The organism is Mesorhizobium sp. A556 (genome assembly GCF_054489545.1).
This window is the reverse complement of the sequence record NZ_JBTMXA010000001.1, coordinates 648758-674191: the sequence shown is the minus strand read 5'-3', so window position 1 is coordinate 674191 and position 25434 is coordinate 648758. Positions and strand designations below refer to the sequence as shown.

General features: G+C 61.0%; 22 protein-coding genes. 3 read left to right on the top strand and 19 right to left on the bottom strand.

Features of this window, described 5'->3' with window-relative positions:
* Positions 1–48: 48 nt before the first annotated feature.
* The 6 genes from ACX3P0_RS03355 to dusB form a co-directional block, all read right to left on the bottom strand.
* A complete protein-coding gene (locus ACX3P0_RS03355; protein WP_459086550.1) occupies positions 49–912 on the bottom strand; it encodes a D-amino-acid transaminase in 864 nt (287 codons plus the stop codon).
* A 90-nt stretch (positions 913–1002) separates the two neighbouring features.
* Positions 1003–2364, bottom strand: a complete 1362-nt coding sequence (gene ntrX, locus ACX3P0_RS03350) for a nitrogen assimilation response regulator NtrX (protein WP_459086548.1) — start codon at positions 2362–2364, stop codon at positions 1003–1005.
* Positions 2354–4630 carry a sensor histidine kinase NtrY-like gene (locus ACX3P0_RS03345; protein WP_459086546.1) on the bottom strand — a complete coding sequence of 759 codons (2277 nt, stop codon included), beginning with the start codon at positions 4628–4630 and terminating at the stop codon, positions 2354–2356. Before ACX3P0_RS03345 ends, ntrX begins: the two co-directional genes overlap by 11 nt.
* Positions 4631–4775: 145 nt before the next feature.
* On the bottom strand, positions 4776–6236 hold the full coding sequence (gene ntrC / locus ACX3P0_RS03340) for a nitrogen regulation protein NR(I) (RefSeq protein WP_459086545.1): 1461 nt from the start codon (positions 6234–6236) through the stop codon (positions 4776–4778).
* Positions 6233–7375, bottom strand: coding sequence for a two-component system sensor histidine kinase NtrB (locus ACX3P0_RS03335; protein WP_459086543.1), 1143 nt, complete (start codon positions 7373–7375; stop codon positions 6233–6235). The genes ntrC and ACX3P0_RS03335 overlap by 4 nt, the downstream gene beginning before the upstream one ends.
* Complete coding sequence (dusB, locus tag ACX3P0_RS03330) at positions 7372–8385, bottom strand: tRNA dihydrouridine synthase DusB (RefSeq protein WP_459086542.1); 1014 nt, start codon at positions 8383–8385, stop codon at positions 7372–7374. The genes ACX3P0_RS03335 and dusB overlap by 4 nt, the downstream gene beginning before the upstream one ends.
* A 165-nt stretch (positions 8386–8550) precedes the next feature.
* Here dusB and ACX3P0_RS03325 point away from each other — a divergent pair, with 165 nt between their 5' ends.
* Positions 8551–9744 (top strand): bifunctional 2-C-methyl-D-erythritol 4-phosphate cytidylyltransferase/2-C-methyl-D-erythritol 2,4-cyclodiphosphate synthase, encoded by a 1194-nt coding sequence (locus ACX3P0_RS03325; protein WP_459086540.1) that lies wholly within the window; start codon positions 8551–8553, stop codon positions 9742–9744.
* Positions 9741–10241, top strand: a complete 501-nt coding sequence (locus tag ACX3P0_RS03320) for a CinA family protein (RefSeq protein WP_459086538.1) — start codon at positions 9741–9743, stop codon at positions 10239–10241. The genes ACX3P0_RS03325 and ACX3P0_RS03320 overlap by 4 nt, the downstream gene beginning before the upstream one ends.
* Here the strand turns inward: ACX3P0_RS03320 and ACX3P0_RS03315 are convergent.
* The 13 genes from ACX3P0_RS03315 to ACX3P0_RS03255 all read right to left on the bottom strand — a co-directional run bounded on the left by ACX3P0_RS03315 (position 10229) and on the right by ACX3P0_RS03255 (position 23412).
* Positions 10229–10687, bottom strand: a complete 459-nt coding sequence (locus ACX3P0_RS03315) for a type II toxin-antitoxin system RatA family toxin (RefSeq protein WP_459086536.1) — start codon at positions 10685–10687, stop codon at positions 10229–10231. The genes ACX3P0_RS03320 and ACX3P0_RS03315 overlap by 13 nt on opposite strands.
* A 12-nt stretch (positions 10688–10699) precedes the next feature.
* On the bottom strand, positions 10700–11665 hold the full coding sequence (gene lipA / locus ACX3P0_RS03310) for a lipoyl synthase (RefSeq protein WP_459086534.1): 966 nt from the start codon (positions 11663–11665) through the stop codon (positions 10700–10702).
* A gap of 136 nt (positions 11666–11801) precedes the next feature.
* Positions 11802–12059, bottom strand: a complete 258-nt coding sequence (locus ACX3P0_RS03305) for a GlsB/YeaQ/YmgE family stress response membrane protein (protein ID WP_459078293.1) — start codon at positions 12057–12059, stop codon at positions 11802–11804.
* Between the two features lie 78 nt (positions 12060–12137).
* Complete coding sequence (gene lpdA, locus ACX3P0_RS03300) at positions 12138–13583, bottom strand: dihydrolipoyl dehydrogenase (RefSeq protein ID WP_459086532.1); 1446 nt, start codon at positions 13581–13583, stop codon at positions 12138–12140.
* Between the two features lie 80 nt (positions 13584–13663).
* Positions 13664–15013 carry a pyruvate dehydrogenase complex dihydrolipoamide acetyltransferase gene (locus tag ACX3P0_RS03295; protein ID WP_459086530.1) on the bottom strand — a complete coding sequence of 450 codons (1350 nt, stop codon included), beginning with the start codon at positions 15011–15013 and terminating at the stop codon, positions 13664–13666.
* Positions 15014–15031: 18 nt separating this feature from the next.
* Positions 15032–16414 carry a pyruvate dehydrogenase complex E1 component subunit beta gene (locus tag ACX3P0_RS03290; RefSeq protein WP_459086528.1) on the bottom strand — a complete coding sequence of 461 codons (1383 nt, stop codon included), beginning with the start codon at positions 16412–16414 and terminating at the stop codon, positions 15032–15034.
* Between the two features lie 12 nt (positions 16415–16426).
* The gene (gene pdhA / locus ACX3P0_RS03285; RefSeq protein ID WP_459078297.1) at positions 16427–17461 is read right to left on the bottom strand and encodes a pyruvate dehydrogenase (acetyl-transferring) E1 component subunit alpha; all 1035 of its coding nucleotides are present in this window, start codon (positions 17459–17461) and stop codon (positions 16427–16429) included.
* Positions 17462–17633: 172 nt separating this feature from the next.
* A complete protein-coding gene (locus ACX3P0_RS03280; RefSeq protein WP_459086527.1) occupies positions 17634–17957 on the bottom strand; it encodes an FtsB family cell division protein in 324 nt (107 codons plus the stop codon).
* A 129-nt stretch (positions 17958–18086) separates the two neighbouring features.
* Positions 18087–19361 (bottom strand): phosphopyruvate hydratase, encoded by a 1275-nt coding sequence (eno, locus tag ACX3P0_RS03275; protein ID WP_459086526.1) that lies wholly within the window; start codon positions 19359–19361, stop codon positions 18087–18089.
* 67 nt (positions 19362–19428) lie between these two features.
* Positions 19429–20262, bottom strand: a complete 834-nt coding sequence (gene kdsA, locus ACX3P0_RS03270; RefSeq protein ID WP_459086524.1) for a 3-deoxy-8-phosphooctulonate synthase — start codon at positions 20260–20262, stop codon at positions 19429–19431.
* Positions 20259–21146: a VOC family protein gene (locus ACX3P0_RS03265; RefSeq protein WP_459086522.1), complete on the bottom strand. Its 888-nt coding sequence runs from the start codon at positions 21144–21146 to the stop codon at positions 20259–20261. The genes kdsA and ACX3P0_RS03265 overlap by 4 nt, the downstream gene beginning before the upstream one ends.
* Before the next feature lie 47 nt (positions 21147–21193).
* The gene (gene tdh, locus ACX3P0_RS03260) at positions 21194–22228 is read right to left on the bottom strand and encodes an L-threonine 3-dehydrogenase (protein ID WP_459086520.1); all 1035 of its coding nucleotides are present in this window, start codon (positions 22226–22228) and stop codon (positions 21194–21196) included.
* Entirely contained in the window at positions 22228–23412 is a 1185-nt protein-coding gene (locus ACX3P0_RS03255) for a glycine C-acetyltransferase (RefSeq protein WP_459086858.1), read from the bottom strand. Before ACX3P0_RS03255 ends, tdh begins: the two co-directional genes overlap by 1 nt.
* Before the next feature lie 164 nt (positions 23413–23576).
* Here ACX3P0_RS03255 and mutL point away from each other — a divergent pair, with 164 nt between their 5' ends.
* Positions 23577–25403 (top strand): DNA mismatch repair endonuclease MutL, encoded by a 1827-nt coding sequence (mutL, locus tag ACX3P0_RS03250; RefSeq protein ID WP_459086518.1) that lies wholly within the window; start codon positions 23577–23579, stop codon positions 25401–25403.
* Positions 25404–25434 lie beyond the last annotated feature (31 nt).

The following is a 25434-nucleotide window of genomic DNA, read 5'->3' as shown; positions in this document are numbered from 1 at the left end:
ACGACAGCAGAATGAGTTAAATTAACGTCGATACCATCCCTGCGGTTATCAGGCTGGACTTTTTTCCGCAACGTCAAAAAATGCCCGCCGGAGCGAATGTGTGATTGATCCCGGATGGCCGTTGGCAACCGGGTCGCCGTCAATCGCTACGATCGGCATGGCCAGCGTGGTTGCGGAACTGATAAATACCTCGCGCGCCGCCTTGGCCTCGGTCACCGTGAAACCGCGCTCCTCGATCTTCAGTCCGAGCTTGGCTGCCACGTCGAAAAGGGTGGTGCGCGTAATTCCCCGGAGAATTCCATGTTCGGCCGGGCGCGTGACCAGAGTGCCGTCCCTGGTGACGATCCAGGCATTGGTCGAAGCGCCTTCCGTCACCATGCCCTGCTTGTCGACAAACCAGGCCTCGTAGGCGCCGGCTTCCTTGGCCTGTTGTTTGGCCAGCACATTGGGCAGCAGGCCAACGCTCTTGATGTCGACCCGGTCCCACCGGTTTTCCGGCACGGTGATGACTTTCAGCCCAGCTTCGGCTTTGCGAACATAAGATGCCGGATCGATCTTCCTGGCGGTGACCACCAGGGCCGACCGGATGTCGGGCGATGGAAAGAAATGATCCCTGCTCGCCACGCCCCGCGTTACCTGAAGATAGACAAGGCCGTTCTCGACACGGTTCCGGCGGATCACTTCACGCATGACCACGACCAGCGCTGCCCGCGCCATGGGCCATTCGATGGCCAGTTCGGAGAGCGAACGATTCAGCCGGTCGAGGTGCCGGGTCATGTCGATGATGAAGCCGCGCGATATTTCGCACACCTCATAGACGCCATCGCCGAATTGATATCCGCGGTCCTCGATGTGCACGGCAGCATCGGCGTGGGCGACATAGCGCCCGTTGACATAGGCAATGCGCGGCATGGCTTCATCCCCGGAGAATCAGGCTCTTCTACGTGATTCCGCCATCGTCGTAACGAAGAAATGCATGGGCCAGCCGGTCTGCCGGCGCTCTTACACCCCCAGCGATTTCAGCTTCCGATGCAGGGCCGACCGCTCCATTCCGATGAATTCCGCCGTCTTGGAGATATTCCCGCCAAAGCGGTTGATCTGGGCGACGAGATAGTCCTTTTCAAACTGTTCCCGCGCCTCGCGCAATGGCAGCGCCATGATGTGCTGGTCGGACTGGCTGGGCGTGCGCGGCATCACATCGCCGATTTCAGCCGGCAGCAGATCGGCGGTGATCGGCGAATCGACATCGTCGCCGCGCGCCAGAATCATCAAGCGCTCGATGTTGTTGCGCAATTGGCGGACGTTGCCGGGCCAGTTGTGCGCCTGCAGCACGGCCAGCGCGTCGTCGCCGATGCGCCGCGGCTTGATGCCGGACTGGCGGGCGATCTGCTTCATGAAATTATCGACCAGATAAGGAATGTCCTCGCGGCGCTCGGCAAGGCCCGGCACCATTACGGGGACAACCGCCAAGCGGTGGTAGAGATCCTCGCGGAACCGCCCGTCCGCGATCATCGCTTCCAGATTTTGCGAGGTCGAGGAAATGATGCGGACATCGACCTTAACCCGCTTGGTGCCCCCTACCCGCTCGAACTGCTGTTCCACCAGCACGCGCAAAATCTTGTTTTGCGTCTCGCGCGGCATGTCGGCCACTTCATCGATGTAGAGAATACCGCGATGCGCTTCCTCGAGCGCGCCCACCTTGCGTTCGGTGCCGTTGGATTCGGTTCCGAACAGTTCTATTTCCATGCGCTCCGGCGTAATATTGGCGGCGTTGACCGCCACGAATGGCCCGCTCTTGCGCGCAGAAAGGGCGTGAATGGCGCGCGCGGCCAGTTCTTTCCCCGAACCGGACGGTCCAAGGATCATCACCCGGCTATTGGTCGGCGCGACGCGCTCGATGGTCTGGCGCAACTGGCTCATGGCCGACGACATGCCGATCAGGTCGAACGTTTCGCCGCTGCGCATCTTGAGGTCGGATACCTCGCGCCTGAGCTTCGACGTTTCGAGCGCACGCTCGGCGATTAGGATCAGCCGGTCGGCCTTGAACGGCTTTTCGATGAAGTCATAGGCGCCACGGCGAATCGCCGATACCGCCGTCTCGATGTTGCCATGCCCGGAAATCATCACCACCGGCAGATTGGGATGCATGACCTTGATCTCGTCGAGCAGGGCCAGCCCATCCAGCCGCGAGCCTTGCAACCAGATATCGAGGAAAATGAGCCGCGGCGCCCGGTCGGCAATGGCCGCCAGCGCGCTGTCGGCACCGAATGCCGTGCGGGTTTCGTGTCCTTCGTCGCTCAGGATACCGGCGACGAGTTCACGAATGTCTTCCTCGTCGTCGACGATAAGAATATCAGACGCCATTATCGACCTTTTCAGTTTCTCGTTCGCGTGCCGGAACGGATGCGCCGCGCGCCGCCGCGGCAGGAGGCAGGATCACGCTGATCATCGCGCCCCGCCCTCCGTAAAAACTCTCTGGCGCATCGTGGAGTTCAAGTTTGCCGCCATGGTCCTCCACGATCTTCTTGACGATGGCGAGGCCAAGGCCGGTGCCCTTCTCGCGCGTTGTCATATAGGGCTCGAGCAGCCTTTGACGATTCTCGCGCGGCAACCCCTTGCCATTGTCCATCACGTCGACCCGCATAGCGCCGTTTTCGTGCCCGGCCTTGATGCGGATGACGCCGCGCGTGTCGTCGTCCTCGCGGCCGTCGATCGCTTCGGCCGCATTCTTGATGATGTTGCCGAACGCCTGCGACAGTAGCCGACTGTCGAACGTGCCTTTCAGCGCCTCGTCGCCGAAAACGCGCTCGAAGGAGATATCGGCACGGCTGACCTCGACAAGGAACGACGCTTCTCGAAGCGGTTCGCGAAGGTCTATGACTTTCATCTCCGGCTTGGGCATGCGCGCGAAGGAAGAGAATTCGTCGACCATGCGGCCGATATCCTCGACCTGTCGGATAATCGTGTCGGTGCATTGATCGAAGACCTCGCGATCCTCGGTGATGACCTTGCCGTAGCGCCGCTTGATGCGCTCGGCCGAAAGCTGGATCGGCGTCAGCGGGTTCTTGATCTCATGGGCGATGCGCCGCGCGACGTCTGCCCACGCGGACGTGCGCTGTGCCTGGACGAGATCGGTAATGTCATCGACGGTGACGACGTAGGATTTGCCTTCTTCCTCGACCTCCTCCTCCTCGATGGTGATCTGGACGCTTAGGGTGCGTTCGGCTCCGGCCCGGTAGAAAGTCACCTGCTCGCGATAGACCGGCTTGCCGGAATTGCGCCCGATCTCGAAGACGCGCCCGACATGGGGCATCAGCGTGGAAAGGTTTTGCCCGACGGCCGCCTGCGCGGAAATCCCGAGCATGGTTTCGGCGGAGCGGTTGACGATGGTGACGATGCCATCGGAATCCACGCCGATGACACCGGCGGTCACGCCAGCCAGAACGGCTTCCGAAAACCGCCTGCGCTCGTCGATCAGGTCCTTGGCCGAGAGTATCTCGTTACGTTGCGATTTCAGTTCGAGCAGCATCGTGTTGAAGGTGTCGCCGAGCGATGCGACATCTCCGTCCGACTGCCTCACGGGCACGGATACATCCAGATTGCCCGTCGCCACCTCATCAGCCGCGCCGATAAGCTGGCGAATAGGCCGAACCAGCCGGTCCGCGACGGCGATGCCGGTCCAGATGGCCGACAGGATGATAATCAACGTCAACGACAGATAAGGCAGCGCGAACGCCACCTGCGACGTTCGCCGGTTGGCCTCCAGCCCCTTGTATTCGTCCGTATTGGACCGGACGATCTGGCGCGCCTTGATGACTTCCGGATCGACCAGCCGAATCGTGTAGAGGTAGAGTCCTTCTATGTCGCGCAGCTTGATGATGGCGCCCATGATGTTGCGCGTCTTGGGCTCAATCAGCAGCGGCTGGCCGTTGGCGGCTGTGGACATAGCCCCTTCCGGCGGTTCCGGCATGCCAAAATCCGCATCGGTCTTTGCGCTCATGACGAAAGAGCCGTCCGGCTTGACGAGAGCGGCATGCGCAAGCCCACGCCCGGTCGCCTCCTTGCTCAACAAATCGAGGAACCCGGTGCGGTCGAGGCCGTAAAGCGTGCGGGCGCTGTCGAGGTCGTATGCCATCGACAATGTCGTACCCTGAAGGTTCCTCGCGTTTTCCTGCACATAGGCGTCGGCTATGGCCAGAGAGGAGTTGACGATCGTCTTGGTGCGTATCTGAAACCAGCGGTCCAGCCCGATATCGAGCGTTATCGACGCGACAATCGCGACCATGATGGCCGGGATCGCCGCGACCAGCGCGAACATCGTAACGATGCGCACATGCAGCTTGGAGGCCGCCCTGCCCCTGCGCCTCGCCATCACGATCCGATGGACCTCGCGGCTGACCAGCGCGATGAGAAGCAGGATGAAGGCTGCATTGAGCGCAATCAACGTCAGCGTTGCCGTCGCATCAGGCGCTATCGGGGTTGCGCCGACAAGAATGGCGAAAGATACGCCAGCCGCAATCAGCGCGCCGACAATCGTCACCACGCCGGGCAGCGCAAGCAGCCGTCGCCCCTCTCGAGCGGAGGTCTCGCTGAAAAGTGGCGCTTTCATTGTCGGTATCTGTATCGCCATATTGCCATCGGGAACCGGAAATCAAACCGGATGTATGCAGCGCATTGTGGCGATTATGCAACAATTCCACGCCGGACGGAAATCTTTCAGCGTGGATGGCCTCGGTAGTACCCAGCTATTCGATCCGGCGGCTGGAATTCTGGTGCTAATCCGGCTTGGACGCCCTGTAGACGTTGACGCCAAGTTCGCGGATTTTCTTGCGCAGCGTATTGCGGTTGAGACCGAGCAATTCGGCAGCCTTGATCTGGTTGCCGCGCGTGGCGGTCATCGATGCCAGGATCAGGGGGTGCTCGACTTCCTCCAGAATGCGCTGGTAGAGGCCGGCAGGCGGAAGTTGGTCGCCGAATGCCTTGAAATAGCGCTGCAAATACTGCTCAGCCGCCTGGCCGATCGTAAACTCTTCGGAAAAGCGTCCACTGCCGTCCTGTTCCGGCGACCGTTGGGCGGAACTTAACTCTATATCTATGATTTCGTTCGAAATTTCGTCCTGCGGATAAAGCGCGGCAAGGCGGCGGACGAGATTTTCCAGTTCGCGAACATTGCCCGGCCAGCCATAGCGCTTCATCGTTTCCAAGCCGCCGGCGGAAATATGCTTTGCCTGCAACCCCTCCTTCACGCCGGCCTTGAAGAAATGCCGCACGAGGTCGGGAATGTCCTCAGACCGCTCGCGCAGCGGCGGAAGCCGCAGCGGCACGACATTCAGCCGGTAGAACAGATCCTCGCGAAACAGGCCTTCGTTGATAAGCGTTCGCAGATCCTTGTTGGTGGCGGCAACGATGCGCACGTCCGTCTTGATCGCCGTGCGGCCGCCGACGGTCGTATATTCGCCCTGCTGCAGCACCCGCAGCAACCGTGTCTGCGCTTCCATCGGCATGTCGCCGATCTCGTCCAGGAACAGCGTGCCGCCTTCTGCCTGCTCGAAACGGCCGATGGAGCGGTTCTGGGCGCCGGTAAAAGCACCCTTCTCATGCCCGAACAGTTCCGATTCGATCAGGTCACGCGGAATTGCCGCCATGTTGATCGCCACGAACGGCCCCACGCGCCGGCGTCCATATTCATGCAGCGCGCGCGCCACCAATTCCTTGCCGGTCCCGGATTCGCCACTGATCATCACCGTCAGATCCGTCTGCATCATGCGCGCCAGCATCCGGTATATGTCCTGCATCGATGCGGACCGGCCGATGAGCGGCATCGCCTCGATCTGGTCTTCTGTGCGTTGCTCGATCTTTGGGCGGCGCGGTTCCGAAAGAGCGCGGCTGACTACGGCAAGCAGTTCGGTCAGGTCGAAGGGCTTTGGCAAATATTCATAAGCCCCGGCTTCGGAAGCACGGATGGCCGTCATGAACGTGTTTTGGGCGCTCATGACGATGATTGGCAATTCCGGCCGCGCCTTCTTGATGCGCGGCATCATATCGAAGGCGTTCTCATCGGGCATGACGACGTCGGTTATGACAAGATCGCCTTCGCCGGCCGCGATCCAGCGCCACAGCGTCGACGCATTGGATGTGACGCGCACATCGTGGCCTGCCCGCGAAAGCGCCTGGTTCAACACCGTGCGGATCGCAGCGTCGTCGTCGGCAACGAAAATGGTGCCACGCTCGCTCATGCGACGATCTCCCCATTTTCCTGATTGTCACTTTGCAGTGGTTCCTTCCAGGCCGGCATTAGAACCCTGAAGGTCGTGCCCTTGGGCGTCGCATCGCACTCCACGATCCCGCCATGCTCGCCGACGATCTTGGCAACCAGCGCAAGGCCCAGCCCAGAACCGTTCAGCTTGGTTGTGATGAACGGGTCGAACAGGATCGGCAAAATGTCTTCCGGCACGCCCGATCCGTTGTCGCGCACGCAAAACTCCAATGGCAGCGAAACACGATCCTGCGTGCCCGGAACAGAAACGCGAATGCCCGGACGGAAGGCGGTGGACAACGTGATTTCGCCACGCGGATCGCCGCCAACGGCTTCCGCCGCATTCTTTATGAGGTTGAGAAACACCTGGATCAACTGGTCCCTGTTCGCGAAGACCGGAGGCAACGATGGATCGTACTCCTCTAGGATATTGATATTCCTAGCAAATCCGTTCCGGGCTATTGCCTTCACATGATCGAGGACGACGTGGATGTTGACGGGATAACGGTCGATCGGCCGTTCATCTGAAAAGACCTCCATGCGATCCACCAGCGAGACGATCCGGTCGGTTTCCTCGGTGATTAGCCGCGTCAACGCACGGTCTTCGTCGGATGCGGAAAGCTCCAGCAGTTGGGCCGCCCCCCGGATGCCTGAAAGCGGGTTCTTGATCTCGTGCGCCAGCATCGCCGCCAGGCCGGTGACGGAGCGTGCGGCCCCGCGATGCGTCATCTGGCGGTCGATCTTGTCGGCCATCGAGCGTTCCTGAAACATCACCACGACGGAGCCCGGAAATTCAGGCACCGGCGCGACGTAGAGGTCGACCATCTTTTCGATACCGAGCCGCGGCGACGAGACATCGACGCGATATTCGTTGACCGGCACCGCGCGTTCCCGCACCTGATCGACCAGCGACAGCAACGGGCTTCCGAAAGGAATCAGTTGGGACAGCGAATTTCGGGCGAGCATTGCCGAACTCGACCGGAAAAAGTCCTCCGCGTCGGCATTGGCGTAACTGACAATTCCCTGCCCATCGACCATGATGACCGGGCGGCGGATCGTGTTGAGGACGATTTCGGCCGCACTCGCCATGCCGGGCATTTGGACGGCAGACCCGCTCATGCCGCGCTGCGCATGTCTTGCGCCTCCGTTTCGAAAGCGCTGCGCAAAAGAGACAGAACCTGCACTGGGTCGCAAGACGTCAGGATCGCCTTTCGCTGTGCGGTGGGAAGCCCCGCCGCATGACGGTCCAGATACCAGCCAAGATGCTTTCGTGCCTGCCGCAAGCCGCTCTCGATGCCGTAGAGCGCCAGCATGTCTTCGTAATGCGCGCCGACATAGCTGGCGAGCGCCTGGCCCCCTTCGGGCACAGTATGGCTGGCAGCAGCGGCTACGATCGTGCCGGCCAGCCATGGCGCGCCGTAATGGGCTCGGCCGATCATCACCGCATCAGCACCCGACTGTTCGAGTATCACCAACGCCTCGGCCGGGGTGGAAACGTCGCCATTGGCGACGACGGGAATGGAAACCGCCTGCTTGACGCTGGCAATCGCCGGCCAGTCGGCCTTGCCCTGATAGAATTGGCAACGGGTGCGGCCATGCACCGTCACCATCGCGATGCCGGCATTCTCGGCCCGCTTCGCCAGCAATGGCGCATTGAGGGTGTCGTCGTCCCAGCCCAACCGCATTTTGAGCGTCACCGGCACTTTCACCGCCCCGACAACCGCTTCGATCAGGGTCAAGGCATGGTCGAGGTCGCGCATCAGCGCCGACCCGGCATAACCGCCGGTCACCTTTTTTGCGGGGCAACCCATGTTGATGTCGACGATGTCTGCGCCCTCGCCCACTGCGATCCGCGCTCCCTCGGCCATATGGGAAGCCTCCCGCCCGGCAAGCTGGACCATATGAACCGGCAAGCCGCTGTGGCGGATGCGCAGATTGTGCCCGGCCCTTCCTTTGGCAAGCTCGCCGCTCGCCACCATTTCGGACACGACCAACCCGGCCCCGTGCGCATAAGCGCGGCGGCGAAACGGTTCGTCCGTAATTCCCGACATAGGCGCGAGAAACACGCGGTTGCGGATTGTCACGCCGCCAAGGTCGAGTGGCTCAGCCAGGTTGCTCAAAGAGTTCATGCACAAAAACCATGCAATTTGATTATCTGCCTATTCATTAGACAGAACGGCTTCGTTGCGCAACGCATAGGCAGACAACAAGGCGGTTTTGGGAATCCACTGGCCATCCACGACAGCCGCTTGTAAGCCTCTTGCTGCAAGCGAGGCAGACAGGGTCTATTATCCGTGACAACAGATGAAAAGGTCGCCGTGGTCATCGTCGCCGCCGGCCGAGGCGAGCGCGCAGGCCAGGGCGATGGACCGAAGCAGTACCGGAAAATCGGCGGCCGCGCCGTTATCGCCCGCACACTTGACGTATTTCTGGCCCATCCCCGCACCGGCCCGGTCGCCGTGGTCATCCACCCGGACGATTACCGCCTGTTCCGGGAAGCGGCGGGCGCTGATGCAGATAGCGTTACCGCCGTGACAGGCGGACCATCGCGGCAAGATTCCGTGCGGCTTGGCCTGCTGGCCCTTCGCACCGTCGCGCCGAAACGGGTGCTCATCCACGATGCCGTGCGCCCATTTCTGGACGCCGATCTCATCAACCGCACGATCGACGCCATCGGCGAGCATCAGGGCGCGCTGCCGACGCTGCCGGTTTCGGATACGCTGAAGCGCGAAGAAAATGGCATGATCCGCGAGACGGTGCAGCGTCTGGGCCTGTATGCCGCCCAGACACCGCAAGGGTTCCCCTTCGAGCCAATCCTTGCCGCACACGAAAAGGCGCATCAGCAGGGCAAGGCGGATTTCACCGACGACGCCTCGATTGCCGAATGGGCGCAGCTGCCGGTGAAACTCGTCGCCGGCTCGCCAGAGAATACGAAACTTACCTGGGCGCGGGACATTTCCATGGCCGATCAACGTTTTTCAGCGACAAATTTCCCCGATATCCGCACGGGCAACGGTTACGACGTCCATGCTTTCGAAGCGGGCGACCACGTCATGCTCTGTGGCGTCGCGATCCCGCATGGCAAAAAACTTTCCGGCCATTCGGATGCCGATGTCGGCCTCCATGCATTGACGGATGCGCTACTCGCCACCTGCGGGGCCGGTGACATCGGTACGCATTTCCCGCCCTCCGATCCGCAATGGAAAGGTGCCGCGTCGCATATCTTCCTTGAGCATGCGGCAAAGCTGGTGCGCGAACACGATGGGCGCATCGCCAATGTCGATATCACGCTGATCTGCGAGGCTCCGAAAATCGGGCCGCATCGCCCCGCAATGACGGCCGAGCTGTCGGCCATCCTCGGCCTCTCCCCGGACCGCATCTCGGTCAAGGCGACCACCAACGAAAAGCTCGGCTTCCTCGGGCGGGAAGAAGGCATCGCGGCAATTGCAACGGCCACCGTGGCCTTTCCAGGAGAAATCCCGGCATGAGCGGACTGGACGACCTCGCGGATCGCTTCCTGAAAGCATGCGCGCGCCACAAGATCTTGGTCGCAACGGCGGAAAGCTGCACGGGCGGCATGATCATTTCCAGGCTGACGGATATTCCCGGTTCGTCCTCGATGGTCGATCGCGGCTTCGTCACCTATTCCAACGACGCCAAAATGGAGATGATCGGCGTTGCCGCCGCCACGCTCGATGCGCATGGCGCGGTTTCGCTCCAGACGGCACAGGAAATGGCGGCCGGCGCGCTGGCGCGCTCCCATGCCGGCATCGCGCTCTCGGTCACCGGAATTGCCGGGCCGGACGGTGGTAGTGCGGAAAAGCCGGTCGGGTTGGTCTGGTTCGGCTTGGCGTTGAAGGGCAAGCCGGTGTTTGCGGAAAAGCGGCTATTCGAGAACCGTGGGCGTGATTTCATCCGCCGCGAAACGGTCCGGCATGCGCTTGAGATGGGCCTGCGGGCGCTCGCCGACGATCAGGCCGACTGAGCCGCTCCGTAGATTGCATCGGCGCGCTTTTCAAAGCTTTCCGAAAACATGCGGAATGCCCGGTCGAACATCGTTCCCATGATAGCGCCGAGGATACGGCTCTTGAATTCGTAGTCGATGAAGAAGCACACGTCGCAACCGTCACCGGACGCTTCGAAACGCCAGATATTGGTCAGGTATTTGAACGGCCCGTCGATATATTTCACGTCGATCGTCTTCTCGTCCGGCTTGAGCAGAACCTGCGTCGTAAAGGTTTCGCGTATGGCCTTGTAGCCGATGCTCATGTCGGCAACGAGCATGGTCCGGCCATCGCGCTCCTTGCGCGAGCGCACGGTGAGCGATTCGCACAAAGGCAGGAACTGCGGATATTTTTCGATGTCCGCAACCAGCGCAAACATCTGGTCTGGCGTATGGGCGACGCGGCGTTTTGCTTCGAATTTCGGCATGCAGGCAGACGTTTATGCAATTTTCTTGATGGACGCTTCGCGCGCAGCTCGCAGGCGGGCAAAGTCATCGCCGGCATGATGCGACGACCGCGTCAGCGGGCTTGAAGCCACCAGCAGGAAGCCCTTGGTCTTGCCGATGGTGGCAAAGGACGTGAACTCCTCCGGCGTGACGAAGCGGATCACCGGGTGATGCTTCTTCGACGGCTGCAGATACTGGCCGATGGTCATGAAATCGACGTTTGCCGAACGCAGATCGTCCATCAATTGCAGGACTTCGTGCCGTTCCTCGCCGAGGCCGACCATGATGCCCGATTTAGTGAAGATGGTCGGGTCCAGTTCCTTCACGCGCTGAAGCAGCCGGATCGAATGGAAATAGCGCGCGCCGGGCCGAACGGTCAGGTAGTTCGACGGCACGGTTTCCAGATTGTGGTTGAACACATCCGGCTTGGCGGCAACCACGATCTCCAATGCGCCATCCTTGCGCAGGAAATCGGGCGTCAGGATTTCAATCGTGGTCAAAGGCGTGGCTGCGCGAATGGCGCGGATTACCTCGGCAAAATGCTGCGCGCCGCCATCGTCGAGATCGTCGCGGTCGACGGAGGTGATGACGACATGCGCCAGCCCCATCTGCTTGACGGCATGTGCCACGCGCGCGGGCTCGTCCGCGTCGAGCGCGGTGGGGATACCGGTGGCAACGTTGCAGAAAGCACAAGCGCGCGTGCAAATCTCGCCCATGATCATGAAGGTGGCGTGCTTCTTGTCCCAGCACTCACCGATATTGGGGCACCCGGCCTCTTCGCACACCGTAACCAGCTTGTTCGATTTCACGATCTCGCGCGTCTCGGCATAGCCTTTGGAAACCGGCGCCCGGACCCGAATCCAGTCGGGTTTGCGCAAGACTTCCTGATCGGGCCGATGGGCCTTTTCAGGATGCCGTACTCGGGGCGGGTTGGCGAGCGAATCTAGAACGGTGACCATCTGAAATCCAGTTCATGCGCAGGCACTCTGTAGCTCCTGCTTTCACAAAGACATCTAAGGCTTTTCGGCAGAAGAAAAAAGGCCGCTGCGGCGCATGCCGCAACAGCCTTTTTCGCATAGCGAGTAGTATGCCGGTTTAACGGCGTATCATGCGTCCAACGGCAATCAGGATGCAGGCTCCGATAAAGCCCGTAATCAGATAAGCCAGCCAGCCCACACCGAAGCTGCTGAAGTTCAACGCCTGCAAAATGGCGTTGAGCACCACAGCGCCGATGATACCCAGAATGATATTCATGAAGACGCCCGTATTGCTCTTCATAAACATTTCGGCCAGCCAACCGGCCAAACCGCCAATTATAATAGCTCCTATCCAGCCTACGCCGTTTACGTCCATTCACCCTCTCCTCATATGATGCACACAAAAGCATCTAGAAACGCACCAATCCGCGATTTGGTTCCCGCAAGGCCCGCACTATGCGTTCAACGCCCGCCCATAGGCGTCGAGCACGCTTTCCTTCATCATTTCCGAAAGCGTCGGATGCGGGAACACGGTATGCATCAGTTCTTCTTCGGTGGTCTCGAGGTTCATTGCCACGACGAAGCCCTGGATCAGTTCGGTCACTTCCGCGCCGACCATATGCGCGCCGAGCAACTGACCAGTCTTCTTGTCGAAGATTGTCTTGATAAAACCCTGATCTTCGCCAAGCGCGATCGCCTTGCCGTTGGCGGCGAACTGGAAGCGGCCGACCCGAATTTCCTTCCCCTCGGCCTTCGCTTTTGCTTCCGTCAAACCGACTGACGCTACCTGCGGGTTGCAGTAGGTGCAGCCCGGTATCTTCGATTTGTCGATCCCGTGCACTCCCGGCACATTTGCAATCTTCTCGATGCAGATGACGCCTTCATGCTCGGCCTTGTGCGCCAGCATCGGTGGGCCGGCGACGTCGCCGATGGCATAGATGCCGGCAACGTTGGTCTTGCCGAAACCGTCGACCACCACGCAGCCGCGATCAGTTTTCACGCCAAGCGCTTCCAGTCCGAGATTCTCGATATTGCCTTGGACGCCGACAGCGGAAATCATCCGGTCGGCCGTGATCTTCTCGACCTTTCCGTCCTTCATCTCGATATGCGCGGTGACCGAGTTCGCGCCCTTCTCGACCTTGGTCACCTTGGCTTCGAGGATGATCTTCATGCCCTGCTTCTCGAATTGCTTCTGCGCGAATTTCGAAACTTCCGCATCCTCGACCGGCATGACCGCAGACATCAATTCCACCACGGTCACATCGACGCCCATGGTGCGGTAGAATGAGGCGAATTCGATACCGATAGCGCCCGATCCCATAACCAGCAGCGATTTCGGCATTTCCGGCGGCACCATCGCCTCGAAATAGGTCCAGATCAGCTTGCCGTCAGGCTCGATGCCGGGCAGCACGCGCGGACGCGCACCGGTCGCGACGATGATGTGCTTGGCGGTGTAGGTGCCCTCGCCTTTCGTGCCTTTCGGCGCTGGCGGCTGCGGCTCCATCGGCTTCTTGGCCGATTTGGACACGACAATTTCACCTGGCTTGGTAAACTTGGCTTCGCCCCAGATCACGTCGACCTTGTTCTTCTTCATCAGGAATCCGACGCCGCCGTTCAGCCGCAGCGAAACCTTTCGCGAGCGATCGACGATGGCTGCCGTGTCGGCGGTGACCTTGCCGTCGATCTTCAGGCCGTAATCCTTCAGATTGTCGGCGTAATGCATGATTTCGGCCGAGCGCAGCAGCGCCTTCGTCGGGATACAGCCCCAGTTCAGGCAGATGCCGCCCAGATGCTCGCGTTCGACGATGGCTGTCTTGAAGCCAAGCTGCGCTGCGCGAACGGCCGTGACATAGCCGCCGGGGCCGGAGCCGATGATGATGACGTCGTAATTCTCAGCCACGGTATTTTCTCCCGTTACGCCCCGCGTCGCAGTCACAAGTCAGCGTAACCGCAGCAAGGGAATGCTTTCATAAGCCGATGCTAAACCAGCATGCTCATCGGGCTTTCGATCAACCGCTTGAACGCCACCAGCAGTTCGGCCCCGAGCGCACCGTCGACAGCGCGATGGTCGGTCGACAGCGTCACCGACATGACGGTCGCGACCTTGATCTCGCCATCCTTCACCACCGGCCGAGCCTCACCTGCCCCGACCGCCAGGATGGTCGCATGCGGCGGGTTGATGACGGCCGCAAAGTCCTTGATGCCGAACATGCCCAAATTCGACACCGCCGTGGTGCCGCCCTGGTATTCTTCCGGCTTGAGCTTGCGCGTCCGGGCGCGGGCGGCCAGATCCTTCATCTCGTTAGAGATGACCGACAGCGTCTTTTCCTCGGCCCTGCGAATGATCGGCGTGATCAGCCCGCCGGGGATGGACACGGCGACGCCGACATCGGCGTGCTTGTGCTTGACCATCGCCGTATCGGTCCAGGACGCATTCGCATCCGGCACGGCCTTGAGCGCCAGGCCCATGGCCTTGATGATCATATCGTTGACGGATAGTTTGTAGGCGGGAATCTCGCCCTTTTCCGTCTTCTTGACGGGAGCCGCCGCGTTCAGTTGCGAGCGCAGCGCCAGGAGGGCGTCGAGTTCGCAATCGAGCGTCAGGTAGAAATGCGGGATGGTGCTTTTCGCTTCGACCAGACGCCGCGCAATCGTCTTGCGCATGTTGTCGTGCGGGACGAGTTCGTAGGAATCCTTGTCGAACAGTTTTAGGACCTGCTCGTCGGACATCGCCTTGGGTGCGGGTGCGGCCGCTCCAGCCGGTGCCGCACTTGCAGCAGGGGCCGCTTTCGCGCCGCCGCCGGCAATCGCCGCCTCGACATCCGCCTTGACCACGCGGCCGCGCGGGCCGGTGCCGGTCACCGATGCAACATCGACGCTGGCATCCTTGGCGATCCGCCGCGCCAGAGGCGACGCGAAGCTGCGTTCACCGCTGGCCTCAGCTTTTGGAGCAGGAGCCGCCGCAGGGGTTGGCGCAACCACGGCATCCGATTTAGGCGCTTCCACCTTGGGAGTTTCCTCCTTCGGCGCTTCTGCCTTCGCTGGTGCAGCGTCACCACCGCTCTTCGCGGCAGCGCCGGCATCCTCGCCCTCGGCCGCCAGAATTGCGATCAACGCGTTGACCTTGACGCCTTCCGTACCAGCCGGAACGACCAGCTTGGCAACGGTGCCTTCATCCACGGCTTCCACTTCCATGGTCGCCTTATCAGTCTCGATCTCGGCGATGACATCGCCCGGCGAAACCTTGTCGCCTTCTTTCACGAGCCATTTGGCGAGATTGCCCTCTTCCATCGTGGGCGAAAGGGCCGGCATGGTAATGTTGATCGGCATGTTGTCCTCCCCCGGCGCTCAGCGATACGTGACGGCTTTGACCGCCTCGACGACTTCGCCGACATTGGGCAGTGCCAGCTTTTCCAGATTGGCCGCATAGGGCATCGGAACGTCCTTGCCGGCAATCGTGATGACCGGCGCGTCCAGGAAATCGAAAGCGCGCTGCATGACCTGGCTGGCGATGTGATCGCCGACCGAGGATTGCGGAAAGCCTTCTTCCACGACGACCAGGCGGTTGGTCTTCTTCACCGAGGCAAGAATGGTGTCCAGGTCGAGCGGACGGATCGTCCGCAGATCGATGATCTCGGCATCGATGCCCAGTGCGGCCAGTTCGGCTTCCGCCTTCACGACATAGCTCATGCCGATGCCGAAGGAGACGATGGTGACGTCCTTGCCCTGCTTGTGGATGCGCGCCTTGCCGATGGGCAGGACGAAATCATCAAGCTTCGGCACGTCGAAATGCTGTCCATACAGGATTTCGTTTTCGAGAAAGATCACCGGGTTTGGATCGCGGATCGCCGCCTTGAGCAGACCCTTGGCGTCGGCTGCCGTGTAGGGCATCACCACTTTCAGGCCGGGAATATGGCTGTACCAGGCGGCATAGCATTGCGAATGCTGGGCACCGACGCGCGCGGCGGCCCCGTTCGGGCCACGAAACACGATCGGCGCGCCCATCTGGCCGCCCGACATGTAAAGCGTCTTGGCGGCCGAGTTGACGATCTGGTCGATCGCCTGCATGGCGAAGTTGAAGGTCATGAATTCCACGATCGGCTTCAGGCCGGCCATGGCCGCGCCGACGCCTACGCCGGTAAAGCCGTGCTCGGTGATCGGCGTGTCGACGACGCGCTTGTCGCCAAACTCCTGGAGCAGGCCTTGCGTGATCTTGTAGGCGCCCTGGTACTCGGCGACTTCCTCACCCATGACGAACACGTCCGGGTCGCGCCGCATTTCTTCTGCCATCGCGTCACGTAGCGCTTCACGCACCGTCGTCGATACCATTTCGGTGCCGGCGGGAATGTCGGGATCGGCGGCAATCTCCATCTTCGGCGCAGCGGCGACCGGTGCGGCCGCCGGCTTGGTGTCCGGCGTTTTTTCCTCCGATGCGGTCGCTTCGGCCTTCGCAGGCGCGGCTGCCTTGTCCAGATCGCCGGCGCTTTCGCCATCCTGCAGCAGCACCGCAATCGGCGTATTGACCTTGACGCCTTCGGTGCCGGCCGCGATCAGGATCTTTCCGATCGTGCCCTCATCGACGGCCTCGACTTCCATCGTTGCCTTGTCGGTCTCGATTTCAGCCAGAATATCGCCAGCCGCGACCTTGTCGCCTTCGTTTTTCAGCCATTTTGAAAGGTTGCCCTCTTCCATGGTTGGCGAGAGGGCAGGCATGAGAATTTCGATGGGCATGTCCTGCTCCCCTCAGAGTACGATATCGGTCCAGAGTTCGGACGCATCCGGCTCTGGATCGGCTTGCGCGAACTCGGCTGCATCCGCGACAATGTCGCGAACTTCCTTGTCGATGGTCTTGAGTTCGTCTTCGCTGGCCCACTTCTTGCCGATCAGCCGCGCCTTGACCTGCTCGATCGGATCATGGTCGGAGCGCATTTTCTGCACTTCTTCCTTGGTGCGGTATTTTGCGGGATCGGACATGGAGTGGCCGCGGTAGCGGTAGGTTTCCATCTCGAGAATGATGGGGCCATTGCCCGAACGGCACCATTCGGTCGCCATGTCGGCGGCGGATTTCACCGCCCGCACATCCATGCCGTCGACCTGGATGCCGGGAATGCGGAAGGAAGCGCCGCGATGCGAGAAATTCGTTTCCGCCGACGAGCGGGTCACGGCTGTGCCCATGGCGTAGCGGTTGTTTTCAATGATGTAGATCACCGGCAGCTTCCATAGCGAGGCCATGTTGAAGCTCTCGTAGACCTGCCCCTGATTGGCCGCCCCGTCGCCGAAATAGGTCAGCGACACATTCTTGTTGCCGCGATAGCGATTGGCGAAGGCTAGCCCGGTACCAAGCGACACCTGCGCCCCGACGATGCCGTGACCGCCGTAAAAATGCTTCTCCTTGGAGAACATGTGCATGGAGCCGCCCTTGCCGTGGGAAAGGCCACTTCGGCGCCCGGTCAGTTCGGCCATGATGCCGCGCGGCGACAGTTCCATCGCCAGCATATGGGCATGATCGCGGTAGGCCGTAATCATCTGATCACCTTCGATCAGAGCCATCCGCATGCCGGTAACGACGGCTTCCTGGCCGATATAGAGATGGCAGAAGCCGCCGATGAAGCCCATGCCGTACAACTGCCCGGCCTTTTCCTCGAAACGGCGGATGAGCAGCATATGCCGATAGGCGGCGAGTTCATCGTCCTTGGAGAATTCCGCGGGCTTGGGCGTGGAAAGACCCGGCGATTTGCTGCTGGATTTGGCAGGCGCTTTCTTGGCGGCGGTAGCCATGCATCACTCCCTGATGGCGTCTCTTTACGGACATTGAGGGAGACCGTTCTCCCAACCGGTAGGGAAAAGGCTAACACGCAAATCCAGCTTTCGCCATGTGGAAAAACGCATGGCTGGCATGCATCTAAGCGATTAAAATCATTGATAATATCGCCGATTAACCGAATTCCGGTTAATTCGATGCGGAAGGCAACATGATGGTGATCTCGTCCTCGCGAGACAAATTGAGGGCGCTGCGCGCCTGTTCGTCCAGCATGTCCTTCTCGATGGTGCCATCATGCAAAAGCCGGACGCGTCTCTCCAGATCGACGCGCCGCGTTCTGACGGCATCGAGTTGCGCCTGAAGCCCCGCCGTTTCAGCCTGAAGGCGGGATCTTGAGGTGATGCCGAATTCACCATGATACGCATGATAGCCGAAATAGGCAACGAACACCGCGCAAAGCAGGGGAATGATCAACCGCCCGGTATTTCTCTGCTTGTGCTGGCGTGTCCACATGGCCCGAATCCTTATCCGTTCCTTGTCGCCGATTGTGCTTAATGGACGGTTACGGAGCACCATTGCGGCAGGGCGGGCAACAAAAAAGGCGAGGAATTCCCCGCCTTTTCATGCCGATTGCTTCAAAGCCTATGCTTTGAGGATAGATTTGCCTGCATAGCGCGCCTGCTTGCCGAGTTCCTGCTCGATGCGGATCAACTGGTTGTATTTCGCGGTGCGGTCCGAGCGCGCCAGCGAACCGGTCTTGATCTGCCCGCAATTGGTAGCGACCGCGAGGTCGGCAATGGTGGAATCTTCCGTCTCGCCGGAGCGATGCGACATCACTGCCGTGTAGCCGGCCTTGTGCGCGGTTTCGACCGCATCGAGCGTCTCGCTCAGCGTGCCGATCTGGTTGACCTTGACGAGGATGGAATTGGCGACGCCCATGCGGATGCCGTCCCTCAGGCGCGCCGTATTGGTGACGAACAGATCGTCGCCGACAAGTTGAACCTTCTTGCCGCACAGGTCGGTGAGGTGCTTCCAGCCTTCCCAGTCGTCCTCAGCCATGCCGTCCTCGATCGTGATGATCGGGTAGTCGGCGGCGAGCTTGGCCAGGTATTTGGCCTGGGTCTTCGGGTCGCGCGTCTTGCGCTCGCCTTCATAGACATAATTGCCGTCCTTGAAGAATTCGGTCGCGGCGCAGTCGAGGCCGAGCGCCACTTCCTCGCCCGGCTTGAACCCGGCCTGCTCGATGGATTCCATGATGAAATCGAGTGCTGCCTGCGCGCTCTTCAGGTTTGGCGCAAAGCCGCCCTCATCGCCGACATTGGTGTTGTGGCCGGCATCCTTCAACCGCTTCTTCAACGTGTGGAAAATTTCCGAGCCCCAGCGTACGGCCTCGCGGATAGACGGAGCGCCGACCGGAAGCACCATGAATTCCTGGAAATCGATCGGGTTGTCGGCATGCATGCCGCCATTGATGATGTTCATCATCGGCACCGGCAGGACATGCGAATTCGCCCCGCCGACATAGCGGTAGAGCGGCAGAGCGGCAGCGTCCGCCGCAGCCTTGGCCACCGCCAGCGACACACCGAGGATCGCATTGGCGCCGAGCCGGCTCTTGTTGGGCGTCCCGTCCAGTTCGATCATAGTCTGGTCGATATGGATCTGGTTTTCGGCTTCCATGCCGCCAATGGCCTCGAACAATTCGCCATTGACCGCCTCGACCGCGCGCTCGACGCCCTTGCCGAGATAGCGCGAGCCGCCGTCGCGCAACTCGACCGCCTCGTGCGCGCCGGTGGACGCGCCCGAAGGAACGGCAGCGCGGCCCATCGAGCCGTCTTCGAGGAACACATCGACCTCGACGGTCGGATTGCCGCGGCTGTCGAGGATTTCACGGCCGACGATATCGATGATGGCGGTCATTATACGTCCCTATTTTATAAGATCGGAGTTTGCGAACGTCTTAGAGGCTGTTTGATAACTCGTCCAGTTATGCCGCCTTGGCGATGCGGTCGAACGCCATCAGCCGTTCAAGCAGCGCCGACAAATCCTTCAGAGGCACCATGTTCGGGCCATCGGAGGGCGCGTTGTCGGGGTCCTGATGCGTTTCGATGAAGACGCCGGCGACACCGACAGCGACCGCCGCGCGCGCCAGCGTTTCGACAAAGCGGCGCTCGCCGCCCGTCGAACCGCCCTGCCCGCCCGGCTGCTGCACGGAATGGGTGGCATCAAAAATGACCGGCGCGCCCATCTCGGCCATGATCGGCAAGGAGCGCATGTCGGAAACCAGCGTATTGTAGCCGAAGGAAGCGCCGCGCTCGGTGACCAGCACATTGGCGTTGCCGGAACCGATGACCTTGGCCACGACGTTTTTCATGTCCCAGGGCGCCAGGAACTGGCCCTTCTTGACGTTGACGATCTTGCCGGTCTTCGCCGCCGCGATCAAAAGATCGGTCTGACGCGACAGGAAGGCCGGGATTTGCAGGATGTCGACATGCGGCGCGACGATGGCGCATTGCTCTTCAGTGTGAACGTCGGTCAAAACCGGCAGCGAGAACTCCCGGCGCAAATCGTCGAACACCGGCAACGCGGCATCGAGCCCGGCTCCACGTGTGCCGCCAAGCGACGTACGGTTGGCCTTGTCGTAACTGCTCTTGTAGACGAGGCCGATGCCAAGCTTCGTGCACATCTCCTTCAGCGCGCCAGCCATGTCGAAGGCGTGCTGCCGCGATTCCAGCTGGCACGGACCGGCGATCAGCGACAATGGCCCATGATTGTCGAAAACAACCTTGCCGGCTGTCACGGATGCGTTTGGCTTGGTCATGCGATCTCTCTGAAAACGAAAATTGCGCCCTGTCCTGGCACTGGCGAAACGACGATGGCGTCACCGCGCAAATGGTGCGCGACAGGGTTGGCCGCAAGCAGTTCGCCGACGGCTTTCAGGCTGTCGACGGAAAATACGACCGCCGCGAAGCGCAAATTGGAAGCCGCATTGGGCGCAACACCGAAGCGTTTCTCGAAAGCGTCACCATCAAGCACGGTGAGCGTCGCGTTGGGCAGGTCCAGCGTATTTCCGGGAACCCCGTCATCGGCGCCGGCGGCTATGCGCAGCAGGTCGCGTTGCCCGGCAGGATCGAGGCTGACCGCCACAATCTCGGCGATGCCGCTGACGCCGTTGGCATGGGCTTGAAGCGCGGAACGATCCACATTCGGCGCGTTGACCCGCTCGCAGGAGAACAGGAAGGATTCGGGCGCAGCCTTGGCGGTGGCGAATGCCAGCCGGAAAGATGCCATGTCGCTTTTCCCGGACGTATCGACGAACGGGCGTGAGAAATCGAGCCGGTCGCCGGCCGAAACGCCCGCCGCGACGTAACGTGCATGGTCGGCGTCGGCATTAGCCGTGCCGAACACCACGGCCGAAAAACCTTCATCGCCCAGGCAATCACGATAGGTGCGATCCCGTGCCACGAAGACGTTGCCTTCGCCAATCGCCTTCCTCGCCGCGTTCGCATCGCCGACCGCGAGAGGCTCCATAAAAGTCCCGCCCGAAAAATAGACGCAGCAATTTTCGGTTCCGAAGGGGTGGATGCCGCGCGGCGCAACGGTAAAGCCAAGTGCTGTCAGCCGCGTGCGGGCGACCGCAAGGTCCGCCGTCGGCAGCACGAGATGGTCGAGCGGATGAGGGAACTCGGGCAAGGTCTGGGTCATCGGCATGCCGTGTGCATCAAACCGCGCATCCTATCAAGGGCGGGCCCTCACCAATCCAACACCACTTTTCCGGAACTGCCGCTCTTCATCGCCTCGAAGCCTGAAATGTAGTCATCGATGCCGATGCGGTGCGTTATCAGACCGCTTACGTCAAGCGGCCCCTGCACCAACGCAATCATCTTGTACCAGGTTTCGAACATCTCGCGGCCGTAGATGCCCTTCAATGTCAGCATCTTGAAGATGACCTTGTTCCAGTCGATCTCGAATCCGGTCGGCGCGATGCCAAGTATGGCGATCTTGCCGCCATTGTTCATGGCGTCGATCATGTCGCGGAAGGCGGGTGCGGCACCCGACATTTCGAGGCCGACGTCGAACCCTTCCGTCATGCCGAGGCTGGGCATGATTTCGCGGAGCTTTTCCTTGGATGCATCCACCACATGCTGGATGCCAAGCTTTTTTGCCAGCGCCAGCCGCACCGGATTGATGTCGGTGATGACCACCTTGCGCGCGCCGACGCATTGCGCCACCAGCGCGCCCATGATGCCGATCGGTCCGGCACCCGTCACCAGCACGTCCTCGCCGACAAGGTCGAACGACAAAGCGGTGTGAACCGCATTGCCGAGCGGATCGAAAATCGCGGCGATCTCGTCCGGCACGTCGTCCGGGATCGGCACCACATTGTGCTGGGGAATGGATAGATATTCGCCGAACGCGCCGGGCCGGTTGACGCCGACGCCAAGCGTATTGCGGCACAGATGCCCCCTTCCCGCCCGGCAGTTGCGGCAATGGCCGCAAACGATATGCCCTTCGCCCGAAACCCGCTGGCCGACCTTGTATTCAGTCACCGCCGCGCCGAAATCCGCGACCGTGCCGACGAATTCATGACCGGTCACCATCGGCACGGGCACGGTCTTTTGCGCCCACTGGTCCCAATTGTAGATATGGACATCAGTGCCGCAGATCGCGGTCTTCTTGATCTTGATCAGCACATCGTTGGGGCCGATTTCCGGGATCGGCACCTGTTCCATCCATATGCCCGGCTCGGCCTTGGCCTTGACGAGCGCGCGCATCATGTTCGACATCAGATCACCCCCAGTTCACGGCCGACTTCGCCGAACGCTTCCACCGCGCGGTCGATGTCGACCGTCGAGTGCGCGGCGGACATCTGCGTGCGAATGCGCGCCTGGCCTTTCGGCACGACCGGGAAAGCAAAGCCGATAACGTAGATGCCGCGCTTCAACATCCGCGACGCCATTTCCTGCGCCAGCGCCGCATCGCCCAGCATGACGGGAATGATCGGGTGATCGGCTCCAGCCAGCGTGAAACCAAGCTTGGTCATGCCGTCGCGAAACTGCTTCGCATTGGCATAGAGATGGCGGCGAAGCGCATCGCCATTGTCGATGATGTCGAATACCTGGAGCGAAGCGGCGGCAATCGCCGGCATCAGCGTATTTGAAAACAAATACGGGCGCGAACGCTGACGCAGCCAGTCGACGACCGGTCGCTTGCCCGACGTGTAGCCGCCGGAAGCGCCGCCGAGAGCCTTGCCGAGCGTACCGGTAATGATGTCCACCCTGCCCTCGACACCGCAATGCTCGGCCGAACCGCGCCCGTGCTTGCCGACAAAGCCGACCGCATGGCTGTCGTCCACCATCACCATGGCGCCGTATTTTTCGGCAAGGTCGCAGACACCACCCAGATCGGCGATGATGCCGTCCATGGAGAACACGCCATCCGTGGCGATAAGCTTGAAGCGGCTTCCATCGGCCTTCTTCAACTCTTCTTCCAGCGCAGCCATGTCGTTGTTTGCATAGCGAAAACGCTTTGCCTTCGAAAGCCGCACGCCATCGATGATCGAGGCGTGGTTGAGCGCGTCGGAGATGACCGCGTCCTCTTCCCCGAGCAGCGTTTCGAACAGGCCGCCATTGGCGTCGAAGCACGAGCCGTAGAGGATTGTGTCTTCCAGGCCGAGGAAGCTGGAAATCCGCGCCTCCAACTGCTTGTGTTCTTCTTGCGTACCGCAGATGAAGCGCACGGAGGCCATGCCGTAGCCATAGCGGTCGAGCGCCTTTTTCGCCGCGTTGCGCAGTTCCGCATTGTCGGCAAGGCCGAGATAATTATTGGCGCAGAAGTTCAGCACCTTGTCGCCGCCGACTTCGATCTCGGCGCTTTGCGTGGAAGTAATCACGCGCTCCGCCTTATAGAGGCCAGCCGCTTTCAAGCCGTCCAGTTCGCTTTCAAGATGGGAAAGAAATGTCGTGGTCATGGCCGCCCTTTTGGTCTGGAAACTGTTGCGCTGCTCCAGCGAAAAATCCACCGTAAAACGATGCAAGCCCGATGTCTGCCTGTCGCGCGGGGATTGGCATAAGTTCGGCCACCAGAAATATGTGGCTTGTATCGTCTCCGGGCGAATCTGCCTATAATCCACTTATGCCAATTCACCAGCTTTCCGAAACGATGATCAACCAGATCGCGGCCGGCGAGGTCATTGAAAGACCTGCCAGCGTCGTCAAGGAACTGGTCGAGAACGCGCTGGACGCAGGCGCCAGCCGGGTCGACATCGCCACCGCCGGCGGCGGCCTGTCGCTCATCCGCGTTACCGACGACGGCGCGGGTATTTCGCAGGGCGAACTGGCGCTGGCAATTGCCCGTCACTGCACCTCCAAACTTTCAAACGACATCCACGATATCCGCTCGCTGGGCTTTCGTGGCGAGGCGCTGCCGTCGATCGGGTCGATCGCAAAGCTGTCCATCCGGTCGCGGACGGCATCAAGCGAGAATGCCGCCGAAATCGGCATCGAAGGCGGCCATATCCTGCCGATCCGGCCGGCCGCAGCCAACCGGGGCACCACGGTGGAGGTGCGCGACCTTTTCTTCGCCACCCCGGCCCGGCTGAAATTCATGAAGGGCGAGCGTGCCGAAAGCACCGCCACCGCAGACGTGGTCAAGCGCATTGCCATCGCCTTCCCTTCGGTGCGCTTCACGCTGGCCGGACCGGACCGTTCGACGCTCGAACTGCCGGCGACCAACGACACGCCGGAGGGTCAATTGCGGCGCATCGCGCAGGTGATGGGCAAGGACTTTCCCGAAAATTCACTTCTCATCGATGCGATGCGCGAGGGTGTCCGGCTGACCGGCTACGTCTCCATTCCCTCCTTCAGTCGCGCCAACGCCTTGCAGCAATATGCCTATGTCAACGGCCGCCCAGTACGCGACAAGCTGATCGCGGGCGCCATTCGTGGCGCGTTTGCGGACGTGTTGCCGCGCGACCGAAACGCGGTGACGGTCCTGTTCCTGACCCTTGATCCGGGGACGGTCGACGTCAATGTCCACCCCGCCAAGGCGGATGTGCGTTTCCGCGATCCCGGACTGGTTCGCGGGCTGATCGTGGGATCTATCCGGCAAGCGCTTGAAGGGGCAGGCATCCGCGCCGCCACGACGGGCGCTGCCGGCATGATGGCCGCGTTTCGGCAGGGTGCGGCACCTTACGCGCATCCAGCCGCCGCTGCCGACCATCGCAGCTATGACGCAGCGCACAGGGCATCCAGCTTTTCGGGCTTCGATCTTTCCACTTCGCCGCACCGCCCCCTCGTGGCGGGGTTTGGAGAAAACCTCCAGTCTGCCTTCAGCGCGGATAGCCGCGCCGGCTTGAGCGAGCCGGCGGAAGCCTTGCTCTCCAGGGAGTTGGGTGCGGCCCGCGCGCAGGTGCACGAGAACTATATCGTGGCCCAAACCAACGATTCGCTGATTATCGTCGACCAACATGCCGCGCATGAACGACTGGTCTATGAGGCGTTGAAAAACGCGCTTTATGCCCGCCCCGTGCCGTCGCAGATGTTGCTGTTGCCGGAAATCGTCGATCTGCCGGAAGACGATGCCGAACGGCTGGCCATGCATTCGGAAACGCTGGCCCGGTTCGGCCTTCGCCTTGAGCGTTTCGGTCCGGGAGCGGTCGCCGTGCGCGAAACGCCGTCGATGCTGGGCGAAACCAACGTCCAGCAACTGGTCCGCGATCTTGCCGATGAAATCGCGGACAACGACACGACGGATACGCTGACCGAGCGGCTGGACCGCATCGCCTCGACCATGGCCTGCCACGGTTCCGTGCGCTCAGGTCGCCTGCTCAAGCCCGATGAGATGAACGCCCTGCTGCGCCAGATGGAAGCAACGCCGGGGTCCGGCACCTGCAACCACGGCCGTCCAACCTACATCGAACTGAAGCTGGCGGACATCGAGCGCCTGTTCGGGCGGCGTTAGAGTATCGGACCGAAAAGTGGGTACCGGTTTT